The organism is Acidovorax sp. M2(2025), from assembly GCF_049330835.1.
Classification (GTDB): domain Bacteria; phylum Pseudomonadota; class Gammaproteobacteria; order Burkholderiales; family Burkholderiaceae_C; genus Acidovorax.
Genome location: NZ_CP186262.1, coordinates 3,747,115 through 3,765,694 on the forward strand (window position 1 = coordinate 3,747,115; position 18,580 = coordinate 3,765,694).

At 69.2% G+C, this 18,580-nt stretch carries 14 protein-coding genes; 5 read left to right on the plus strand and 9 right to left on the minus strand.

Features of this window, described 5'->3' with window-relative positions; genetic code table 11:
* Positions 1-109: 109 nt before the first annotated feature.
* Both arsA and ACOYR3_RS17290 read right to left on the minus strand, forming a co-directional pair.
* Positions 110-1,939: an arsenical pump-driving ATPase gene (gene arsA, locus ACOYR3_RS17285; RefSeq protein WP_422843551.1), complete on the minus strand. Its 1,830-nt coding sequence runs from the start codon at positions 1,937-1,939 to the stop codon at positions 110-112.
* Positions 1,940-2,010: 71 nt separating this feature from the next.
* Positions 2,011-3,054, minus strand: a complete 1,044-nt coding sequence (locus ACOYR3_RS17290) for an AraC family transcriptional regulator (protein WP_422843552.1) — start codon at positions 3,052-3,054, stop codon at positions 2,011-2,013.
* Positions 3,055-3,461: 407 nt separating this feature from the next.
* On the opposite strand from ACOYR3_RS17290, the gene ACOYR3_RS17295 reads away from it, so the two are divergent.
* Positions 3,462-5,132 carry an IPTL-CTERM sorting domain-containing protein gene (locus tag ACOYR3_RS17295; protein ID WP_422843553.1) on the plus strand — a complete coding sequence of 557 codons (1,671 nt, stop codon included), beginning with the start codon at positions 3,462-3,464 and terminating at the stop codon, positions 5,130-5,132.
* 244 nt (positions 5,133-5,376) lie between these two features.
* Complete coding sequence (locus tag ACOYR3_RS17300) at positions 5,377-6,984, plus strand: IPTL-CTERM sorting domain-containing protein (protein ID WP_422843554.1); 1,608 nt, start codon at positions 5,377-5,379, stop codon at positions 6,982-6,984.
* Between the two features lie 26 nt (positions 6,985-7,010).
* On the opposite strand, the gene ACOYR3_RS17305 is transcribed toward ACOYR3_RS17300, so the two are convergent.
* A complete protein-coding gene (locus tag ACOYR3_RS17305) occupies positions 7,011-7,835 on the minus strand; it encodes a ZIP family metal transporter (RefSeq protein WP_422843555.1) in 825 nt (274 codons plus the stop codon).
* 127 nt (positions 7,836-7,962) lie between these two features.
* Positions 7,963-8,859 (minus strand): dienelactone hydrolase family protein, encoded by an 897-nt coding sequence (locus ACOYR3_RS17310; RefSeq protein WP_422843556.1) that lies wholly within the window; start codon positions 8,857-8,859, stop codon positions 7,963-7,965.
* A 204-nt stretch (positions 8,860-9,063) separates the two neighbouring features.
* Here ACOYR3_RS17310 and ACOYR3_RS17315 point away from each other — a divergent pair, with 204 nt between their 5' ends.
* Together ACOYR3_RS17315 and ACOYR3_RS17320 are read left to right on the plus strand one after the other, a co-directional pair.
* Positions 9,064-11,475 carry a PAS-domain containing protein gene (locus ACOYR3_RS17315; protein WP_422843557.1) on the plus strand — a complete coding sequence of 804 codons (2,412 nt, stop codon included), beginning with the start codon at positions 9,064-9,066 and terminating at the stop codon, positions 11,473-11,475.
* Positions 11,476-11,545: 70 nt separating this feature from the next.
* Complete coding sequence (locus ACOYR3_RS17320) at positions 11,546-12,436, plus strand: NAD-dependent epimerase/dehydratase family protein (protein WP_422843558.1); 891 nt, start codon at positions 11,546-11,548, stop codon at positions 12,434-12,436.
* Here ACOYR3_RS17320 and ACOYR3_RS17325 read toward each other — a convergent pair.
* Both ACOYR3_RS17325 and ACOYR3_RS17330 read right to left on the minus strand, forming a co-directional pair.
* Positions 12,403-13,239 (minus strand): aspartate/glutamate racemase family protein, encoded by an 837-nt coding sequence (locus tag ACOYR3_RS17325; protein ID WP_422843559.1) that lies wholly within the window; start codon positions 13,237-13,239, stop codon positions 12,403-12,405. The genes ACOYR3_RS17320 and ACOYR3_RS17325 overlap by 34 nt on opposite strands.
* Before the next feature lie 15 nt (positions 13,240-13,254).
* Positions 13,255-14,148, minus strand: coding sequence for an amino acid ABC transporter substrate-binding protein (locus ACOYR3_RS17330; RefSeq protein ID WP_422843560.1), 894 nt, complete (start codon positions 14,146-14,148; stop codon positions 13,255-13,257).
* 321 nt (positions 14,149-14,469) lie between these two features.
* Between ACOYR3_RS17330 and ACOYR3_RS17335 the strand changes: the two genes are divergently transcribed.
* Entirely contained in the window at positions 14,470-15,714 is a 1,245-nt protein-coding gene (locus ACOYR3_RS17335; RefSeq protein ID WP_422843561.1) for a D-amino acid dehydrogenase, read from the plus strand.
* A gap of 13 nt (positions 15,715-15,727) precedes the next feature.
* On the opposite strand, the gene ACOYR3_RS17340 is transcribed toward ACOYR3_RS17335, so the two are convergent.
* The 3 genes from ACOYR3_RS17340 to yghU form a co-directional block, all read right to left on the minus strand.
* On the minus strand, positions 15,728-16,651 hold the full coding sequence (locus ACOYR3_RS17340) for a LysR family transcriptional regulator (protein WP_422843562.1): 924 nt from the start codon (positions 16,649-16,651) through the stop codon (positions 15,728-15,730).
* Between the two features lie 67 nt (positions 16,652-16,718).
* Complete coding sequence (locus ACOYR3_RS17345) at positions 16,719-17,351, minus strand: glutathione S-transferase family protein (protein WP_422843563.1); 633 nt, start codon at positions 17,349-17,351, stop codon at positions 16,719-16,721.
* A 20-nt stretch (positions 17,352-17,371) separates the two neighbouring features.
* Positions 17,372-18,277, minus strand: coding sequence for a glutathione-dependent disulfide-bond oxidoreductase (gene yghU / locus ACOYR3_RS17350; RefSeq protein ID WP_422843564.1), 906 nt, complete (start codon positions 18,275-18,277; stop codon positions 17,372-17,374).
* Positions 18,278-18,580: the final 303 nt, after the last annotated feature.

Consider the following 18,580-nt stretch of genomic DNA (forward strand, 5'->3'; position numbering starts at 1 on the left):
AGCCCGAACGGGTGGGGAAGAGAACGCGTCTGAGGTAGGTCGCTAATCAGGCCATTTGGGGCTGTAGACCTTTACCAGCAAGTGCTGGTAGCTCTTCAATTCATAGCCATCAGCCGGGCGCTCCGGCCTCGCCGGCGGGCGCCGCGGTGACCAGCTGCGCCAGGGCCTCCACCCCTACCGGCGGCCGGATCAGCCAGGGCAGCACATAGGTGCGCTGCGCCAGCCCGCCGGCAATGCGCGCCGCCTGCTGGCGTTCTCCCGCCAGGCGGGCCTGCAGCAAGGGGTCGCGCGTTCCGGTGGCGGCCATGCTCTTGTTGAGCACCCAGGCCCAGGGCTCGATGCCGGCGCGGCGCAGGTCCTCCTGCAGCGCGGCGGCCTGGCTCACGGGCGTGACCTCGGGCAGCGTGACGAGGACCACGTGCGTCATGCTAGCGTCCTGCAGGCGCATCAGCGGCGTGATGATGTGTTTAGCATTCGCGCTGCCTTCGTACTGCTGCGTCATCTGCCGGTGGTAGGCGCCGGTGGCGTCCATCAGCAGCAGGCTGTGGCCGGTGGGCGCGGTGTCCAGCACCACGAAGGCGCTGCGCGCCTCGTTCACCACGCGGCTGAAGGCATGGAACACGGCCACTTCTTCGGTGCAGGGCGACTGCAGGTCCTCCAGCAGCAGCGCGCGGCCCGCGTCGTCCAGCCCCTTGCCGCGCGTGGCCATGATCTTGTCGATGTAGGCCTGCGTCTCGGCCCGCGGGTCGATGCGCCCCACCTTCAGCCCCGGCAGGCTGCCGTCCAGTTGGCCTTGCACATGGGCCGCGGGGTCGGTGGTGGTGAGGTGCACGCTGTGCCCCCGCTGCACCAGGCCCACGGCCAGCGCGGCGGCAATGGTGGTCTTGCCCACGCCGCCCTTGCCCATCACCATGACCAGGCCGCGCCCCTGGGCGGCCAGCGCGTCCGCCAGGGCGGCCAGGGGCTCCGCCTGCAGGGTGGCGCCGGCGGCCTGCGGCGGCGGCGCGGGCACGGGGCCGTCCGCCGCCACGCCCAGCAGCGCGCGCAGCGCCGGCAGGCCCACGGTGTCGAAGGCGCGCAGCGGCACCTCGTCGCGCGGCAGCTGCGCCAGGGCATCGGGCAGGTGCCCCAGCGCATCGCGGCCCAGGGCCTCGACCGCGTCGGCCACGGCGTCGCGGCCGGGCTGCTGGGCGTGGAACACGCCGTTGACGACCAGGCGCTGGTGGGCCAGGCCCAGCAGCCGCAGCTCCTGCGCCGTGCGGGCCGCTTCCATCACCGGGCCCGGATCGGGCCGCGTGACCAGGACCACCGTGGTCTGGTCCGGGTCGCTGAGCGCGGCCAGGGCGGCATTGAAACGCGCCTCCTGCATCTTGAGCCCCGAGTGCGGCCCCAGGCAGGAGGCGCCCCGGTCGTTGCCCGCCAGAAAGCCGGTCCAGGCCTTGGGCAGGCTCAGCAGCCGCAGGGTGTGGCCGGTGGGCGCGGTGTCGAACACCACGTGATCGAAGGCCCGGCCGCCCGCAGGCCCGGCACCGGCCAGCAGGGCGGCAAACTCGTCAAACGCAGCAATCTCGGTGGTGCAGGCACCCGACAGCTGCTCCTGCACAGTGGCCCGCTCCTGGGCCGTGGCCGTGGGCGCCATCTGGTCCAGCACCCGCTGGCGGTAGGCCTGCGCGGCGTTGTCGGGGTCGATGTTGAGCAACTGCAGCCCGGGCACGCCCGGCACCGCCACCGGCTGGTTGGACAGGGGCACGCCCAGCATTTCATCGAGGTTGGACGCCGCATCGGTGCTGACCAGCAGCACCTGGCGCCCCGCGTCGGCCAGGGCAATGGCGCAGGCAGTGGACAGCGAGGTCTTTCCCACCCCGCCCTTGCCGGTGAAAAACAGAAAGCGCGTGGGGTGGGCCAGCAGGCCCAGGGGAACGGAAGGAATAGCAGGCATGCCCTCCAGCATGGCACAACCGACGGGCGACGGCTTGAGCCAGGTCAAGCCTGCCGACCCCGCACCCGGCGTCAGCCTGGGCGAGACCCGCGCCGTGCCGCCCCGGCACCGGCCTCGACCGCCACACCCGCGTCGAGGCGCGCCTGGGCCGGGGTGGTTCCGAACTGCTGGCGGAAGGCCCGGCTTAATGCCGAGGCTTCCGAAAACCCGCATGCATGCGCAATGGCCGAGATGCTCAGCGCCGCGTTGCGTGGTGCCAGCAGCATGGAGCGCGCTGCGTGCAGGCGCGCCTGGCGCACGGCGTCCTGGTAGCGGGTGCCCTGCGCGGCCAGCAGGCGCTGCAGATGGCGCGCCGAAATGCCCTGGCGCGCGGCCAGCCATTCCAGGCTGAGCGAGGCCGAGTCCAGGTGGGCCGCAATGTCGGCCTGCACCGCCTGCATGCGCGCGGCCGCCAGGCTGTGCTGCTCGGCCCACGCCGCAAAATCCGGGGACTGCCCGACCACCACGGCCAGCATCTCCTGCAACTGGCGCGCGGCCAGTTGCTGGGCGGCATCGCCGTGCAGCGGCTCGGCCTCGAGCAGGCGGCCAAAGCGCACCAGCAGGTCCAGCATCGGCGTACCCTGGCGCAGCGCCAGCGCCGGGGCGCTGCCCAGGCGCGCAACCATGGACGCCATGTCGCGGTGGGGCACCCGCAGCACCCATGAGTGGCCGGGCTGCTCCAGCACCAGCGACTGCGGCAGGGCCTGCGAGACGAGCGCCGCATCGCCAGGCCGGATGCGCAGCGCCTCCCGGCCCGGCAGCTCGATGGTCATGGGCGCCGTGGAGGTGACCAGGATGAGGTCATCCTGCCCGTCCCGGCACAGCGCGGCCGTGCGCGTGGTGCGCACCGGGGCGGCCCAGGAGCTGCCCCAGCGCGCGCCCTCCACGCTGCGCAGTGAAGCCCGGTAGGTCAGCGGCTGCTGCGCGTGCAGCGGCGCCAGGTCCACCCGCATCACCCCGGCCAGGTACTCGCGCATGCTCTGCAACGCGCTGTCGCCGGGCAAGGCGTCCAGGCGCAACGACGCCCGGGGCGCGGCCTCTTCGCCGGAGGGTTTGGGCAGTGGGGGTCCTTCCATGTACGACACCTCCTCGTTCCTCTTGGCCGGCAGTGTCGCAGAACCCGGAGGTCGCGTGGGGTCAAGGCGATGGCGCCCAGCGTCAAGACAACAGCGGGGGCTTTCCCAAGAATCACAGCCGGAGGGCACTCTGCGCGCCGCATTCGCGGCAAAGCCGCCATTTGCTATCAAAAATGGAGCTGCCAGGGATGCTCAGCACGATTCGAGCGGAAAGTGTGCGCTGTGATTCGGGAGGGGCCGCAAGGCGCAAAACGCAGCAATAGCCGCAGCTATTGCGAGGCTTTGCTTGCGCAGCAGATCACCCGAGACCGCAGATGTACACGGCGCGACGATTCGTGAAGAGGATCCCTAGCGCATTACCCATAAGCGCCAGAGCCCAAAAACACCAAAAACTTCAAACAGCCACCATGCCGCACAACCCGTCGTTCTCCCCAGCACCGCTACGCCCCCTTGTCATGGCCCTCGCCGGGCTGCTGCTGTCCAGCGCCTCCTGGGCAGCCACTTTTGTGGTCAATGATTCTGGCGATGCCCCCCTGGGCGGCGCCATGTGCACCGGCGTACCCAACCCCTGCACGCTGCGTGCCGCGATCGAAGCCGCCAATGCCAATGTGGACGCCGACACCATTCAGTTCGATTTCAGCGGTGCGCCGGTCACGATTTCGCCATTCTCGGCACTACCTGCCATCGTCAACCCGGTAACCATCGACGGGTACGCCCTGGGCGCAGGCAGCCCCAACACGCTGGCCGTGGGCCATAACGCCTTCATCGATATCCGTATCGATGGTCAGAACGCGGGGCCCAACATTCCCGGGCTGGTCTTTTTGGGCGGTGCCTCCAGCTCGGTGTTGCGCGGCCTGGCCATCACGCGTTTTGGATCGCATGGCGTCATCATCTCCGGCCAGGGCTTGGCCAACAATCTCATCGAAGTATCCGTGGCGGGCAATTTCATTGGCACCGATGGAACAGGCATGGGCGATGATGCCAATGGTCTGCTTGCCAACGCAGGCAGCGGCATCTTCATCAATGACCTGGCCCGCAATGCGATGGTCGGCGGCGACTCGCCTGCAGAGCGCAATCTCATCGTTGCCCATGGCACCCAGACCGGGGTTGCCCTTTTCAACGCCCCCCAGAACCAGATTCGCAACAACTACATCGGCACCAACAGAGCGGGCGACAGCCGACGCGCCACGGCTGTCGGCGTCAGCCTCCATTCCAGCACCACCACGGTCGATAGCAACATTGTTGGAGCCAGCAATCTGGGCGTCTTCATCACGGGCGATTCGGGCGCCACCAGCTACAGCCTTCTGCAAAGCAACCGCATTGGCGTAGGCACCAACGGCGCCGCCATCACTGCGCCGGGCAGCCAACACGGCGTCTACATCATCAACGCTGGCACAGCCAGCCCTCAGCGCGTCAAGGTGGGAGGCTCCGACCCTGCAGAGGGCAACCTCATCGCTTACTGGGGTGGTGACGGCATCCGTGTGGAACGCAACGCTGCCGCTGCGCCCGATCTGCGCTACCACCAGTGGGCAGGCAACAACATCCACAGCAACGGCGGCCTGGGCATTGAGTTGATCGACACGGCCACCGGTGTGGGCGGCGGGCCGATGGCCGCCGCCCCCACCACGGTGAACGCCAGCCCAAGGTACCCGCTGATCCTTGGCGCCACAGGCAACGCTGCGGGGACCCTGGTGAACTTTGAATTCGCGGGGGCAAGCAGTGCGTCCTATCGCATGGAGTTTTTTGCCAACACCGCCTGCGACGCGAGCAACTTCGGTGAAGGTGAGACCTACTTAGGTGCCGCGGAAATAACCACGGATGGTGGCGGCACCTACACCGGAACCACCGCCATGCCCGCCGTACCGGCGGGCAGCCGCGTCACCATGACCGCGTCGCGGGACTACGCAGACAGCTTCGGAACCCAAGAAAGTTCAGAGTTCTCGCCGTGCATCACGGTGGCGGCAGGCCCCGGCGGAGGTGGCTCCGTCACCGCCGTACCCACCCTGGGACATCTGGGCCTGATCCTGCTGAGCGCGCTGCTGGGCGCCGTGGGCCTGCGTGAGCGGCGCGGAGACTGAAGCGGAGGCCGCAAGAACACAGCCGGCTTTGCCGAATGTCGCCACCCCAATCCGTCGAGCGGCCCTGCAGATGCTATAAAAAATGAAGCATCCAGCGCCACATCTCCAAGCGCTGGAGCCAAAAAAAAGAAGAACAAACGCAAATACCATGAGGCACGTCCCGCATTTCCTTCACGCACGGCTGCGCCCCGGCGCCCTGGCGCTGGCCGGGCTGCTACTGTCTGGCACCTCATGGACCGCCACCTTGGCCGTTACCGACGCGGGAGACGCCCCGGACCTTGTGCCCGGCGACGGCCTGTGCGCCCACAGCGGTGCCGCATGCTCGCTGCGCGCAGCCATCCAGGAGGCCAATGCGCTGGGAGGTGCTCACACCATTCACTTCGCCATTGCCACAGGCGGCCCAGGTGTTGCGGCCCTCATTGCGCCTACCGCTCCGCTCCCTGCGGTCCGCACGCCCATCACCATCGACGGCTATACCCAGCCAGGCTCCAGCGTCAACACCGCCGCAGTGGGCAACAACGCTGTCATCAACGTCCGCATCGATGGGAAAAATATCGGCGTGGGTGCCAGCGGGCTTGCTTTCTATCCAGGCTCGTCCAACTCGGCGCTGCGTGGCGTCGCCATCACAGGGTTCAACGCACACGGTGTGTTTCTTTTAGGGCATCCAGGCCCCGCAGGCGATAGCCCCAAGAATGTAACCATCGCAGGCAACTTCATCGGCACGGACGGGTCAGGCACGGGCGACGACACCAGCGGGTTGTTGGTAAACGGAATGAGCGGCATACACATTCGGGACTACGCTCACGACAACGTGGTGGGCGGCTTGACTCCGGCAGATCGCAATCTGATCGTTGCGAGCAGCAGCGGCGCAGGCATCAGCGTCGACGGCGTATACAACACCCAGATCCGCAACAACTACATCGGCACCAATCGCAGTGGCAGCAGCCGCCGCAATACTCTGGTCGGCGTGGAGATCGCGGGTCCCTATACCGTCATCTCCAGCAACGTCGTCGGCGCCATAGAAACAGGCATATCCATCCATGGCGGTGGCGTCGGCCTGGTCATGCAAGGCAACCTGATTGGCGTGGGCACTACGGGCATTTCCATCGCAGATGCCACGTCCAGTCACGGCATCCACATCCACAGCATCGACACGAACATGCTGAGGAACAACCAGATCGGCGGAACCAGCATCGGCGAGGGCAACACCATCGCCAACTGGGGCGGCAACGGCGTGCGCATTGAACGCAGCACCACCACGGGGACGCAGCCGCGCTACCACGGCATCCTGGGCAATAGCATCCATGGCAATGGCGGCCTGGGCATTGAACTGATCGACACCGCTACCGGCCAGGGCACCCAACCCGGGGATGCTGCCCCACCCACCGTCAATGGCGGCCAGCGCTACCCGGTCATCACCGGGGCCACCAGCAGCGCTGCCGGTACGTTGGTGAGCTACGGGTTTTCCGGCGCCCCCAATGGGCACTACCGGATCGAAGTTTTTTCCAATGCAGCCTGCGACCCTTCTTCCTACGGCGAGGGGCAGACCTTCCTTGGCAGCGCAGACATCGTGACCGGAGGGGTCATGTACACGGGCGATGTCCTGCTACCAGCCGTGCCAGCAGGCAGCCACCTGACGATGACGGCCACACGCGATTTCAATGACGCCGAAGATTCCCTGGAAACGTCCGAGTTCTCGCAGTGCTTTGCAGTGCCCACAGGCCCCGGCAATGGTGGCCCTGGCAATGGTGGCGCAGCCACACCGGTGCCTGCGCTGGACCACTGGGGCTTGGCGTTGCTGAGCGCACTGCTGGGTGCCATGGGCCTGCGTGCGCGGCGGCGTTCGCGCTGACCGGCGCGGGCGCCGTGGGGGCAGCCTCAATGGCTGTGCGCCGCCCCGCTCACCAGCGTCACGACCACCATGCCCGCGATCAGCCAGGCGATCTGCGCAATGGTTTCGCGCGCGGTCAGGCGCTTTTGCAGCTGGGGAATGAGGTCCGCCAGCGCCACATACACAAAGCTACTGGAGGCCACCGCCAGGAAGTACGGCAGGAAGTCGTGCAGCTGCCCCACCAGGAAATAGCCCACCACGCCCCCCAGGGCCGTCACGGCGCCGGCCAGCGACACCTTGACCAGCGCCATGCGCCGGTTGGGGCTGGTCTGGCGCAGCACGACCAGGTCGCCCATGTGGTGAGGCACCTCGTGGGCCAGCACCGACAGCGCCGCGATCACGCCCAGCCGCATGTCCGCCATGAAGGCCGATGCGATCAGGATGCCGTCGCCAAAGCAATGCACGCTGTCGCCGGTCAGCACGGCCCAGCCTCCGGCACGGGGTTCGTGGTGGTGGTGGTGATGATGGTGGAGGTCGCCATGTGCCTGCGCGTGGCCGGCATGCGCCGCCTCGGGATGGCTGTGCTCGTGCCCGTGGTGCCACAGCTCGGCCTTGTCCAGCAGGAAGAAGAACACCACGCCGACCAGCAGGGTGGCAAACAGGTCGTGCGCACCCGCCTGGCTTTCAAACGCCTCTGGCAGCAGGTGCATGAACGCCGTGGCCAGCAGGGCGCCCGCCGCCAGGCTGAGCAGGTGCTGCGGCCCCACCCCCTCGGCACGCCCGCCCAGCCCGGCCCGCATCAGCAGGGCCGCCACCCACACGCTGCCGATGCCCGCGGCCAGAGTGGCCAATATGATTGCTACCAAATTCATAGCTTCTTGCGCTTGCCAGATAAGCCCGAGAGGCCGTTTTTATACCAAACAGCAGCTCCCGCGGCATGAAAAAAGCCGCCCCCGGCGGGGGGCGGCTGCGGGCGGAATCGCGGTGTGGGCCCAGGCCTCACACCACCCCGTGGGCCTTGAACCAGGCCAGGGCCCGCTTCCAGCCGTCCTCGGCCGCTTCCTTGCGGTAGCTGGCGCGGTAGTCGGCGTGGAAGGCATGGGGCGCATCGGGGTACACCACAAATTCCGATGCCTTGGCCTGCGGCGAGCCGGCGGCCAGGGCGGTTTTCATCTTATCAATCGTGTCAAGGGGGATGCCGGTATCTTTTTCGCCATACAGCCCCAGCACGGGCGCCTTGAGCACCGGGGCCAGGTCCACCGGGTGCTTGGGCGTGAGGTCGCTGGCCTGGCCCACCAGGCGGCCGTACCAGGCCACGCCGGCCTTGACGGGCCCATGGGCCGCGTAGAGCCAGGTGATGCGCCCGCCCCAGCAAAAGCCGGTGATGCCCACGCGCGCGGCGTCGCCGCCGTTGGCCGCGGCCCACTGCACGGCTCCGTCCAGGTCGGCCATCACCTGCGCATCGGGCACCTTGGCCACCACCTCGGCCATGAGCTTGGCGATCTCGGTGTACTGCGACGGATCGCCCTGCCGCGCATACAGCTGCGGCGCAATGGCCAGGTAGCCGGCCTTGGCAAAGCGGCGGCAGGTGTCGGCGATGTACTCGTGCACGCCGAAGATCTCCTGCACCACCAGCACCACCGGCAGCCCGGTCTTGCCCGCCGGCGCGGCGCGGTAGGCCGGCACCTTGAAGCCATTGACCGTGAAGGCCACTTCCCCGGTGGTCAGGCCGTCGCTGGGCGTGGCAATGGCCGTCTGGGCCATGACGGGTGCGGCAGCGGCCGCGTAGCCCAGGCCCAGCGCCGCCTGCAGCGCCGTGCGGCGCGTGGTGCCGGCACCGGTGGCGCGGCCCGGCAGCAGGGCCCGGGCATCGGAATCGAGGTCTTCAGTGAACATCGGTTTCTCCTGAATAGAAAAGAGAGGGACGGACAAGGACAACGGGACGGACGGACCCGCAGTCTAGGGCAACGCGGAGCAAGCCGCAGCGATACGGCCGGCGCCCTGGGAAGCCCGCAGCCCGGGGGCGCCGGGCTTGCCTTGCGTGCTATCGCAAACAGAACAGCGCTGCTAGACTTTCCGCGAACCCGCCCCCTCCCCACGATGCCGCCCGCCCCACCGCGCGAAGACCCCCTGGCCCTGCTGGTGGCGGCCGCCTGCGGCGCGGCAGGCCTGGGCGCCCTGGGCCTGGCGGCGGCCTGGTGGCATGCGGAGCGGGCAGCCCCCGCCCTGCTGGCAGCCGGGCTTGCGCTGCTGGCCGTGGCCGGGCTGCACTGGCGGCTGGCCCGCCGTGCCCGGCAATGGGCCGGCGAGGCGCAAGCGGCCCGGCAGGCCGCCCAGCAGGCCCGCGCCCAGCTGGCCGCCACGCTCGACATCCTGCCCGACGGCCTGGCCATCTACGACGCCGACGACCGCCTGGTGCTGTGCAACGCCAGCTACCGCGCGGTGGCGCCGGGCGTCACGCTGCCGCTGGAGTACGGCCTGCGGTTTGAAGAGGTGCTGCGCCGCATTGCCGCCTCCGGCGAACTGACCGGGCTGCGGCCCGAGGATGTCGACCCCTGGCTCGCGCAGCGCCTGGCCTCGCACCGCACCTTCAGCGACCCGGCGGTGCAGGAAGTGTGCGGGGACCGGTGGATGCAGCTGTCGGAGCGCCGCCTGGACGATGGCGGCGTGGTGGTGCTGCGCACCGACATCACCGACACCGTGCACAAGGAGCGCGCGCTGCAGCAGGCCCTGCAGGATGCCGAGAACGCGCAGCGCAGCCTGCGCGAGGCGGTGGACGCGATGCCCGCCGGGCTGGAGATCTATGACGCGCAGGACCGGCTGGTGCTGTGCAACGAGCACATGGAGCGGCTGCGCCCGCAGCTGCCGGTGCACACCTCCCTGGGCAAGACCTACGAGGACCTGCTGCGCGAGGGCCTGCGCCAGGGCGTGCCCGAGGAGGCCAGCGGCCAGGAAGAGCTGTGGCTGGCGCACGAACTGGCCCTGCGCGGCCACCGCCAGGGGCCCGAGGTGCGCCGCTGCCCCGGAGGCGCCTGGGTGCACCGGCACGAGTGCCGCACGCCCTCGGGCATGACGGTGTGCGTGAGCCTGGACATCACCGACCTCATCGAGCAGCGGCACAAGGCGGAAGCCGCCCGCCAGGAAAGCCAGCGCACGCGGCAGCTGCTGGAGCGCGCCGTGGAAGCCCTGCCCGTGAGCATCGAGATCTTCGACGAGCAGGACCGGCTGGTGCTCTTCAACCAGCAGCTCTCGCGCATGTACCCGCACATGAACTACGCGCAGTACCTGGGCAGGAGCTTTGCCGACATCCTGCGCCACTCGGTGGAGACCGAGAAGATTCCCTCCGCCCAGGGGCGCGAGGAAGCCTGGATCGCCGAGCGGCTGTCCGAGCACGGCAGCCGCGCCTCCAACCTGGTGCAGCGGCTGGCCGACGGCCGCTGGATCAACGTCTACGAAACCCGCACGCCCGAAAACTACGTGGTGGCCGTGCGCCTGGACATCACCAACCTGATCGAGCAGCGCCAGGCCCTGGAGGCCGCCCAGGAGGCAGCCCAGGCGGCGCAGCAGCTGTTGCGCGACGCAGTGGAATCGCTGCCCGAGGGGTTTGCGCTCTTCGATGCCGAAGACCGGCTGGTGGTGTGCAATGCGCAGTACCGCCGCCTGTACCCCATTTCCGCCCCGATGATCGTGCCGGGCAACACCTTCGAGCAGATCGCGCGCTACGGCGCGGAGCGCGGCCAGTACCCCGACGCCGCCGGCCAGGTGGAGGCCTGGCTGGCGCGGTGCGTGGCCGACCACCGGGCCGCCCGGCACACGGTGCTGCAGCGCCTGCCCGAAGGCCGCTGGGTGCAGGCCGACGAGCGGCGCACGCCCCAGGGCGGCATTGCCGGCGTGCGCACCGACGTGACCCAGCTGGTGCGCAAGGAGCAGGAGCTGGCCGCCGCCAACGCCAAGCTGGCCCTGCTGTCCACCACCGACGGTGTCACCGGCATCGGCAACCGGCGCCGGTTTGACGAACGGCTGGCGGTGGAATGGCTGCGCTGCGGCCGCCAGCGGCTGCCGCTGGCCGTGGTGCTGATCGACATCGACCACTTCAAGCTCTACAACGACCACTACGGGCACCTGGCCGGCGACGAATGCCTGCGGCGCGTGGCCCAGCTGCTGCAGGCCACCATCCGCCGTGCGGACGAGGTGACGGCGCGCTACGGCGGCGAGGAGTTCGTGCTGCTGCTGCCCGACACGCCGCTGCCCGCGGCCGTGACGGTGGCGCAGCGCTGCATGGACAGCCTGCGCAACGCCGCCCTGCCCCACCCGCGCTCGCCCACCGCGCCCGTCATCACCTTCAGCGTGGGCATTGCCAGCGTGGTGCCGCACGCCGACGCCAGCTCTGACACACTGGTGCAGGCAGCCGATGCCGCGCTGTACCGCGCCAAGTACGGCGGACGCAACCGCATGGAGACCTTCGACCCCGGGCCCGTTGCCCAGGCATCCGCGGCGGCGGCGCCCCCATGAGCGCGCCGCGGGCGCTTCCCTCGTCTTCCCTGCTTTCCCCTTTCTTTCTTGATTTCTTGAAGCACAGCGAATGCACATCCTGCTGACCGGCTCCACCGGGTTCATCGGCCGCAGCGTGGCCGCTGCCCTCATCCGCGCGGGGCACACGGTGCACGGCGGCGTCTCGGGTCGGCGCCCCGCCGAGGGGGCGCTGGACGTCCCCATGGATTTCGCCCGCGACACCGCTCCCGCCGCGTGGCTGCCGCGGCTGGCAGGCATCGACGCAGTGGTCAACGCCGTGGGCGTGCTGCGCGACACGCCTGCCCGTCCCATCGATGCCGTCCACCACCTGGCGCCCGCGGCCTTGTTCGATGCGTGCGCGGAAGCGGGCGTCCAGCGCGTCGTGCACATTTCGGCGCTGGGCATCGAGGCCAGTGGCACCCGCTACGCCCGCACCAAGCGCGCCGCCGACGCGCACCTGCTGGGGCTGGCCGCCCAGGGTCGGCTGCGTGCCGCCATCCTGCGGCCCAGCATCGTGTTTGGCCGCGGCGGGGACAGCAGCAGCCTGTTCATGAACCTGGCGCGGCTGCCGGTGGCGCTGCTGCCGGGCCCCCTGTTCACCGCCCGGGTGCAGCCCGTGGCCGTGCACGAGGTGGCCCAGGTGGTCGCCGCCCTGCTGGGGCATGCCGGGCAGACCGAGGGCATCGTGGAATGTGCAGGCCCCGAAGCCCTGACCCTGGCCGGCCTGGTGGCCAGCCTGCGCCAGCAGCAGGGCCGCCGCCCTGCCCGCCTGCTGCGCCTGCCCGACGCGCTGACGCAGCTCAGCGCACGCCTGGGCGACGCCGTGCCCAGCGCGCCCTGGTGCACCGAAACCCTGCAGATGCTGGGCAGCGACAACGTGGGCAACCCTGCGGTGTTCGAACAGTTGCTGGGCCGCCCGGGGGTGCACTACCGGCAGCTGGTGGCCGCGGCCTGGCAGTGAGGCCCATGGCCGCCCGGCGGCGCTGCGGCTTCGCCGGCGCAGCCATAGGCATGCCGGGCCAGGGCGGCCGCAAGCACCCCCGAAGGGTTCACCAGGGCCATGCCGGGCAGCCCGGGGTGCTCTGACAGGGCCAGCGGAATCTCGGTGCACCCCATGACCAACGTGGAGACGCCATGGCGCTGCTGCAGCGCCAGGGACACCGCCTCGAACCGCTCGCGCGCCAGCGCATAGTTGCCGGCCTTCACGCCGCTGTAGATGCCCTGCATCAGCTGCTCGCGCTGCGCCTCGTCGGGCAGGTGGCACGCAATGCCCGCGCGCGCCAGCGCGTCCTGGTACAGCCCGGCGTCGTAGGCGCCGCGCGTGGCCAGCAGGCCCACGCCCGGCACCCCGCGCGCAGACAGCTCGGCCGCCACCTCCCGCACGCCATGCAGCACCACCAAGTGCGGAAACCGCTGCTGCAGGACACCGTGCCATGCGTGGGCGGTGTTGCACGCAATCGCCACCACCCGCGCACCCAGCGCGGCCAGCCGCCCCGTGGCCTGCAGCAAGGGATCCTCGGGCTGGTGCGCGCCCGGGCGCCGGTCGTGCAGTGCCGCCGTGCGGTCCGGAATCGGCACCTGCGCCAGCCAGTGCTCCGGGTACGCCTGGTCCTGTACCGGAATGCCCAGCGCCTCCATGCGCGCCGTGCAGGCCTGCACGAACAGCCGCACAAAATCGGCGCCGGCCGCGGGCCCCATCCCGCCCAGGATTCCCACCACCTGCGGAGCGTGGGCGGGGCTTGCGGACAACACGGCAGAAGACATGCGCACGGCAGCCGGCTATTGGGCGGGCTTGTCGCTCTGCGCCACCAGGTTTTCGCGCAGCTCCTTGCTCATGGGCAGGTTCAGGTTCTGGCCGCGCGGCGGCACGGGAGACATGAACCACTTGGTGTAGAGCTTCTCAAACTCGCCGGACTTCATCAGCGAGACGATCACCCCGTTCACCAGCGCCTGGAACTGCGGGTCGTCCTTGCGCAGCATGCAGGCGTAGGGCTCCACCTGCAGCGAATCGCCCACCACCGTCCACTCGGCAGGGTTGCGCGCGTTGCCCATCAGCCCGAACAGCAGGATGTCGTCCATGGCGAACGCCTCGGCCCGCCCGGTGTCCACCAGCAGCATGGAGTCGTCGTGGTCTTTGCCCAGCACGATGTCCAGGTCCAGGTTGTTGTCGCGGCTGTACTTGCGGATCACCTGCGCGTTGGTGGTGCCCGAGGTGCTGGCCACCTTCTTGCGGGCCAGGTCGGCATAGTTCCTGACGCCCGAGGTCTTCTTGGTCAGCAGGCGCGTGCCTGTGTAGAAATAGTTGACCGCGAACTGCACATCCTTGCCCCGCACCGTGTTGTTGGTGGTGGACCCGCATTCCAGGTCGATGGTCCCGTTGGTCAGCAACGGAATGCGGTTCTGCGACGTGACGGCCTGCAGCTCCACCTTGAGCGCCGGGTTGTTCACCTGCTTCTTCACGGCCTCGGCCACGGCGTTGGAGATGTCCACCGCAAAGCCCACCGGCGCACCCGGGCCCGACAGGTAGCTGAACGGCACCGACGATTCCCGGTAGGCCAGCGTCATCTTGCCCGACTCGGCAATCTTCTTGAGCGTGTCGGCACTGGCCGGCGGGCCGGCCAGCAGGGCGGCGGCCGCAAGGGCCACAGAGGTGGTAACGGCGGAGAGCTTCATGGAATCCCTTTGCATCAAAAGAAAAAGCCAGACAGGTGGATGGACAAAAAGCGGAACGCAGCTGCACTGTAAGAAGCCGCGGCGCGGTTGAACAATTCCTTTGCGCAGGTGGGCCATGATCAAAAGTTATGCCGCCCCGTGGTGCGCGCCGCCGCACCACTCCAGTGCCTCCTGCAGGCCCGTGCCCGCCCGGGTGCGCCACATAACTTCCCGGCATGGGCCCGCATGGCATTGGCATTGGTCAGCGCGCCGCTGCGCGCCTACATTGGCTTTTCCATCAACCACCCCTGAGAACGTGTGCACGTTCCCGGAACACGCAAGATGCACGTATGTGTCCTCGGCGCGGGCATCGTGGGCCTGGCCACCGCGTATGAACTCCACCAGCGCGGGCTGCAGGTGACCGTGATCGACCAGGACCAGCCCGGTTCCGGAGCCAGCGGCGGCAACGGCGCGCAACTGAGCTACAGCTACGTCCAGCCCCTGGCCGATGCCGGCATCTGGCGCCAGCTGCCCCAGCTGCTGCTGTCGCCGCGCTCGCCCCTCAAGCTGCGCCCGCAATGGGACCGCGAGCAATGGCGCTGGTGCGTGGAATTTTTGCGCGCCTGCAACCGCAGCACCTCCGCGCGCAGCACGCAGCACCTGCTGGCCCTGGCCGCCCTCAGCCGCCAGGGCTTTGAAGCGATGCTGCAGGCCGAACAGCTGGACTGCGACTTCTCGCGCACCGGCAAGCTGGTGCTGTACGACAGCCCCGCGGGCCTGACGGCGGCCCGCCGCCAGATGGAGCTGCAGCGCCCCTGGGGCAGCCCGCAGGAGGCCGTGTCGGCACGGCAGTGCGTGGAGATCGAACCCACGCTGGCGCACTACCAGCGCCACATCGCCGGCGCCATCTACACCCCCAGCGAATGCGCGGCCGACTGCCTGGCGGTCTGCCGCGGCCTGCACCGGGTGCTGAGCGCGCGCGGCGTGCGCTTTGTGCTGGGGGCGCGGGTGCAGGGCTTCGTGCACGCTGCCGGGCGCATCGCCGCCGTCCGGACGGACGGCGGCACCGTCGAGGCGCAGCAGTTCGTGCTGGCCCTGGGCAGCGCCAGCCACCGGGTGGCGCAGGGGCTGGGCATGCGCCTGCCCGTCTACCCGCTCAAGGGCTACAGCATCACGCTGGGCACCGCGCACGCCCCGGGTGCGGCACCCCGCGTCAACGTGACCGACGCGGCGCGCAAGGTGGTGTTCGCCCGCATCGGCCACCGCCTGCGTGTGGCCGGCATGGCCGAGCTGGTGGGGCACGACGACCGCATCCCGCCCGGCCGCATCCAAAGCTTGCGCGAAGCCGCCGCTGCCCTGTTCCCCGGCTGCAGCGACTCCCGCGACCTGCACCCCTGGACCGGCCTGCGGCCCGCCACACCCACCGGCGTGCCCCTGGCGGGGCGGCACCCCCAGGCGCCGCACAACCTGCTGCTGAACACGGGCCACGGCGCGCTGGGCTTTACGCTGGCCTTTGGCACGGCGGCGCAGGTGGCCGAACTGCTGGCGCCTGCGGCAGGCCCGGCGGTCGCCGGCGCAGGCGGATAGCCTCCGCCGGAATCTACGTCTCCCGCAGGCCCACGGATTCCAGCGTTTCGGCCACCGCCCGGCGCATGCACTGGGTCATGGCGCTGGCCAGCAGCGAGCTGGGGCGGTTGACCGTGCGCAGCGACTTGATCGGCACGGCAATGTGGGGCGCCAGCGCCAGCACGTCCACCTTGCGGTCGTCGGCGGAAGCCGCCGTGCACAAATCCACCACCGCGACGGCATGGCCATGGTGCGCCAGGGCCAGCGCGGCGTGGTAGGTCTGCACGGTAATCGCGGTCTGCAGCCCCACCCCGGCCTCGCGGCAGGCATGGCTGACAAGGGTGCCGATCGGGTCGCGCACATCCAGCCGCACCACCGGGATGCCCGACAGGTCCGCCAGGTGCACCACGCCGGAGGCGACCAGGGCGGCATCGAGCATGCCCTTGGGCGCCACGCACACCATGCGGCCGTCGGCCAGGTGCTCTTGCGCAAGCGCCGGGTGCGCCACCGCGCTGAAGACAAAGCCCACGTCGGCCTCTTGCAGCACCAGAGCCGACACGATCTGCGGCGAGTGCAGCGCATCGATGGTGACTTTCACATCCGGGTGCTTCTGGCGAAAGAACCGCAGCGCGCGCGGCAGCACCTCATAGCTGAGCGCCAGCACGCTCAGGATGTGCAGCTCCCCCTCGCGCTGGTCGCCCTTGAGGCTATTGGCCAGGCGCTGCACGTCGTCCAGCTGGTTGAACAGGCGCTCGATGTGCGGGTACAGGGTCTGCGCCTCGCTGGTGGGCACGAGCTTGCCCTTGAGCCGGTGGAACAGCGGGAACCCGAGCTGCAGCTCCGCATGGGCCAGGATGCGGCTGACCGCAGGCTGCGTGACGTTGATGAGGCGGGCCGCCGCGCTCACGCTGCCGGTGAGCATGACGGCGTTGAATACTTCGATATGGCGCAGGCGCATGGGGCCACGATGCAAGGAACGCGCCGGGCCGGCAATCCTTGAATCCCCCAATGCGGCCAGCCGCCGGCTACAGCGCCATGGACGGCCGCTGCGCCATGGCCGCACGCCAGCGCAGCAGGTGCGGATGCTGATCGCCCGGCTTTTGCTTGACCACGCGCGCAAAGTCCACGGCCACCACCGCCGTGATGTCGGCCACGCTGAAGCGGCCGGCGGCGATGTAGTCGCGGTCCGCCAGGCGCTCGTTGAGCAATGCGAAGAAATTCGCCACCCGCGCCAGCCCCCGCTCGGCCAGGGCCGGAATCTGCGGGTAGTCCACCGCGCCGGGCAGCGCCCGGTTGGCCATGGCGGGCGAGCTGTTGCGCAGCGCCTCGGCAATGGCCAGCAGGCCCTCGAACTCCACGCGCCAGTTCCAGCTGGCGATCTCGGCCTTCTCGGCCGGTGTCGCGCCCAGCAGCGGCGGCTCCGGGTAGCGCGCCTCCACATACGCCGTGATCGCCGCGTTGTCCGCCAGCAGCAGGCCTTCTTCGGTGCGCAGCGCAGGCACGGTGCATTGCGGGTTGATGCGGCGGTAGGCCTCGCCCAGCTGCTCGCCGCTCTTCAGGTCCACCTGCACGGTGTCATGGGCCACGCCTTTTTCAGCGAGCAGGATGCGCGCGCGGCGCGGGCTGGGCGCAGTGGCACAGTCGTAGAGGGTGATCATGGCGGCCTCCTTCAAAAGGCTCACGGTGCGGGCGCAGAGGAAGCCGCTGCTGCCGCTTCGATCTTGTCCTGCGTCTTGGTGTCAAAGTCGCTGGCGTCGTGCCGCTCGCGCAGCTGGTTGGCCGGGTCGCCCGTCACACGGTTCACCTTGCGCCCGCGCTGCACCGCGGGGCGCTGGGCCACCTGCTCGGCCCACCGCAGCACGTGGGTGTATTCCTGCACCTGCAGGAACTCGCCCGCGTCATACGCCTGGCCCTTCACCAGCAAGCCATACCAGGGCCAGATGGCAATGTCCGCCACCGTGTACTCGCTGCCCGCCACGTACTCGTGCTCGGCCAGGCGCCGGTTCAGCACATCGAGCTGGCGCTTGGCCTCCATGGCGTAGCGGTCAATCGCGTACTCGATCTTGACCGGCGCATACGCATAGAAATGCCCAAACCCGCCGCCCACGAACGGCGCACTGCCCATCTGCCAGAACAGCCACGACAGGCACTCGGCCCGCGCCGCGCCGTCCTGGGGCAAGAAGGCCCCGCCAAACTTCTCGGCCAGGTACATCAGGATGGCGCCGGACTCAAACACCCGCACCGGGTGCGCCGGGTCCGTGCGGTCCAGCAGCGCGGGAATCTTGGAGTTGGGGTTCACCGCCACAAACCCGCTGCCGAACTGCTCGCCCTCGTTGATGCGGATCAGCCACGCGTCGTACTCCGCCCCGCTGTGGCCCAGCGCCAGCAGTTCCTCCAGCATCACCGTCACCTTCACGCCGTTGGGCGTTCCCAGCGAATACAGCTGCAGCGGGTGTCGGCCCACGGGCAGTTCCTTGTCATGCGTGGCCCCGGCAATGGGCCGGTTGATGCTGGCGAACCGGCCGCCGTTTTCTTTGTTCCATTGCCAGATGGCGGGGGGGGTGTAGGGGGTCAGATCAGACATGCGGGCTCCAAGCAAATTGTTGGTGAAAGCAAGCGGGATCGCTGGCGGTGACCGAATGAGTCTAGCGACGGACCTGATTCGCCGCTGGGTTGGAGCGAATGCCCTGCAGGCAGGCTTGTCTCCGGCCAAGTACCGGGCCCCTGGGCCAAAGTCCACGCTTGGAGAATTCAGGGCGGACCTTTGCGCATAGCGAGGCAGGCCCAGGCCGCCGACACAGCTTGCTCAGACAAGAATAGGAACTGCAACGCAGGCCAACCCCATTGATGGGATAGCTGCCAGCGCTTGAAAGACAAGCATCTCGGG

Excerpts from the sequence above, each read along its gene's own strand:
- ACOYR3_RS17295 (WP_422843553.1), top strand. The coding sequence starts at position 3,462 with ATGCCGCACAACCCGTCGTTCTCCCCAGCACCGCTACGCCCCCTTGTC.
- ACOYR3_RS17330 (WP_422843560.1), bottom strand. The coding sequence starts at position 14,148 with ATGAAGCTCTCCGCCGTTACCACCTCTGTGGCCCTTGCGGCCGCCGCC.
- ACOYR3_RS17305 (WP_422843555.1), bottom strand. The coding sequence starts at position 7,835 with ATGAATTTGGTAGCAATCATATTGGCCACTCTGGCCGCGGGCATCGGC.
- ACOYR3_RS17325 (WP_422843559.1), bottom strand. The coding sequence starts at position 13,239 with ATGTCTTCTGCCGTGTTGTCCGCAAGCCCCGCCCACGCTCCGCAGGTG.
- ACOYR3_RS17290 (WP_422843552.1), bottom strand. The coding sequence starts at position 3,054 with ATGGAAGGACCCCCACTGCCCAAACCCTCCGGCGAAGAGGCCGCGCCC.
- ACOYR3_RS17340 (WP_422843562.1), bottom strand. The coding sequence starts at position 16,651 with ATGCGCCTGCGCCATATCGAAGTATTCAACGCCGTCATGCTCACCGGC.
- ACOYR3_RS17320 (WP_422843558.1), top strand. The coding sequence starts at position 11,546 with ATGCACATCCTGCTGACCGGCTCCACCGGGTTCATCGGCCGCAGCGTG.
- arsA (WP_422843551.1), bottom strand. The coding sequence starts at position 1,939 with ATGCCTGCTATTCCTTCCGTTCCCCTGGGCCTGCTGGCCCACCCCACG.
- ACOYR3_RS17310 (WP_422843556.1), bottom strand. The coding sequence starts at position 8,859 with ATGTTCACTGAAGACCTCGATTCCGATGCCCGGGCCCTGCTGCCGGGC.
- ACOYR3_RS17315 (WP_422843557.1), top strand. The coding sequence starts at position 9,064 with ATGCCGCCCGCCCCACCGCGCGAAGACCCCCTGGCCCTGCTGGTGGCG.
- ACOYR3_RS17345 (WP_422843563.1), bottom strand. The coding sequence starts at position 17,351 with ATGATCACCCTCTACGACTGTGCCACTGCGCCCAGCCCGCGCCGCGCG.
- yghU (WP_422843564.1), bottom strand. The coding sequence starts at position 18,277 with ATGTCTGATCTGACCCCCTACACCCCCCCCGCCATCTGGCAATGGAAC.
- ACOYR3_RS17335 (WP_422843561.1), top strand. The coding sequence starts at position 14,470 with ATGCACGTATGTGTCCTCGGCGCGGGCATCGTGGGCCTGGCCACCGCG.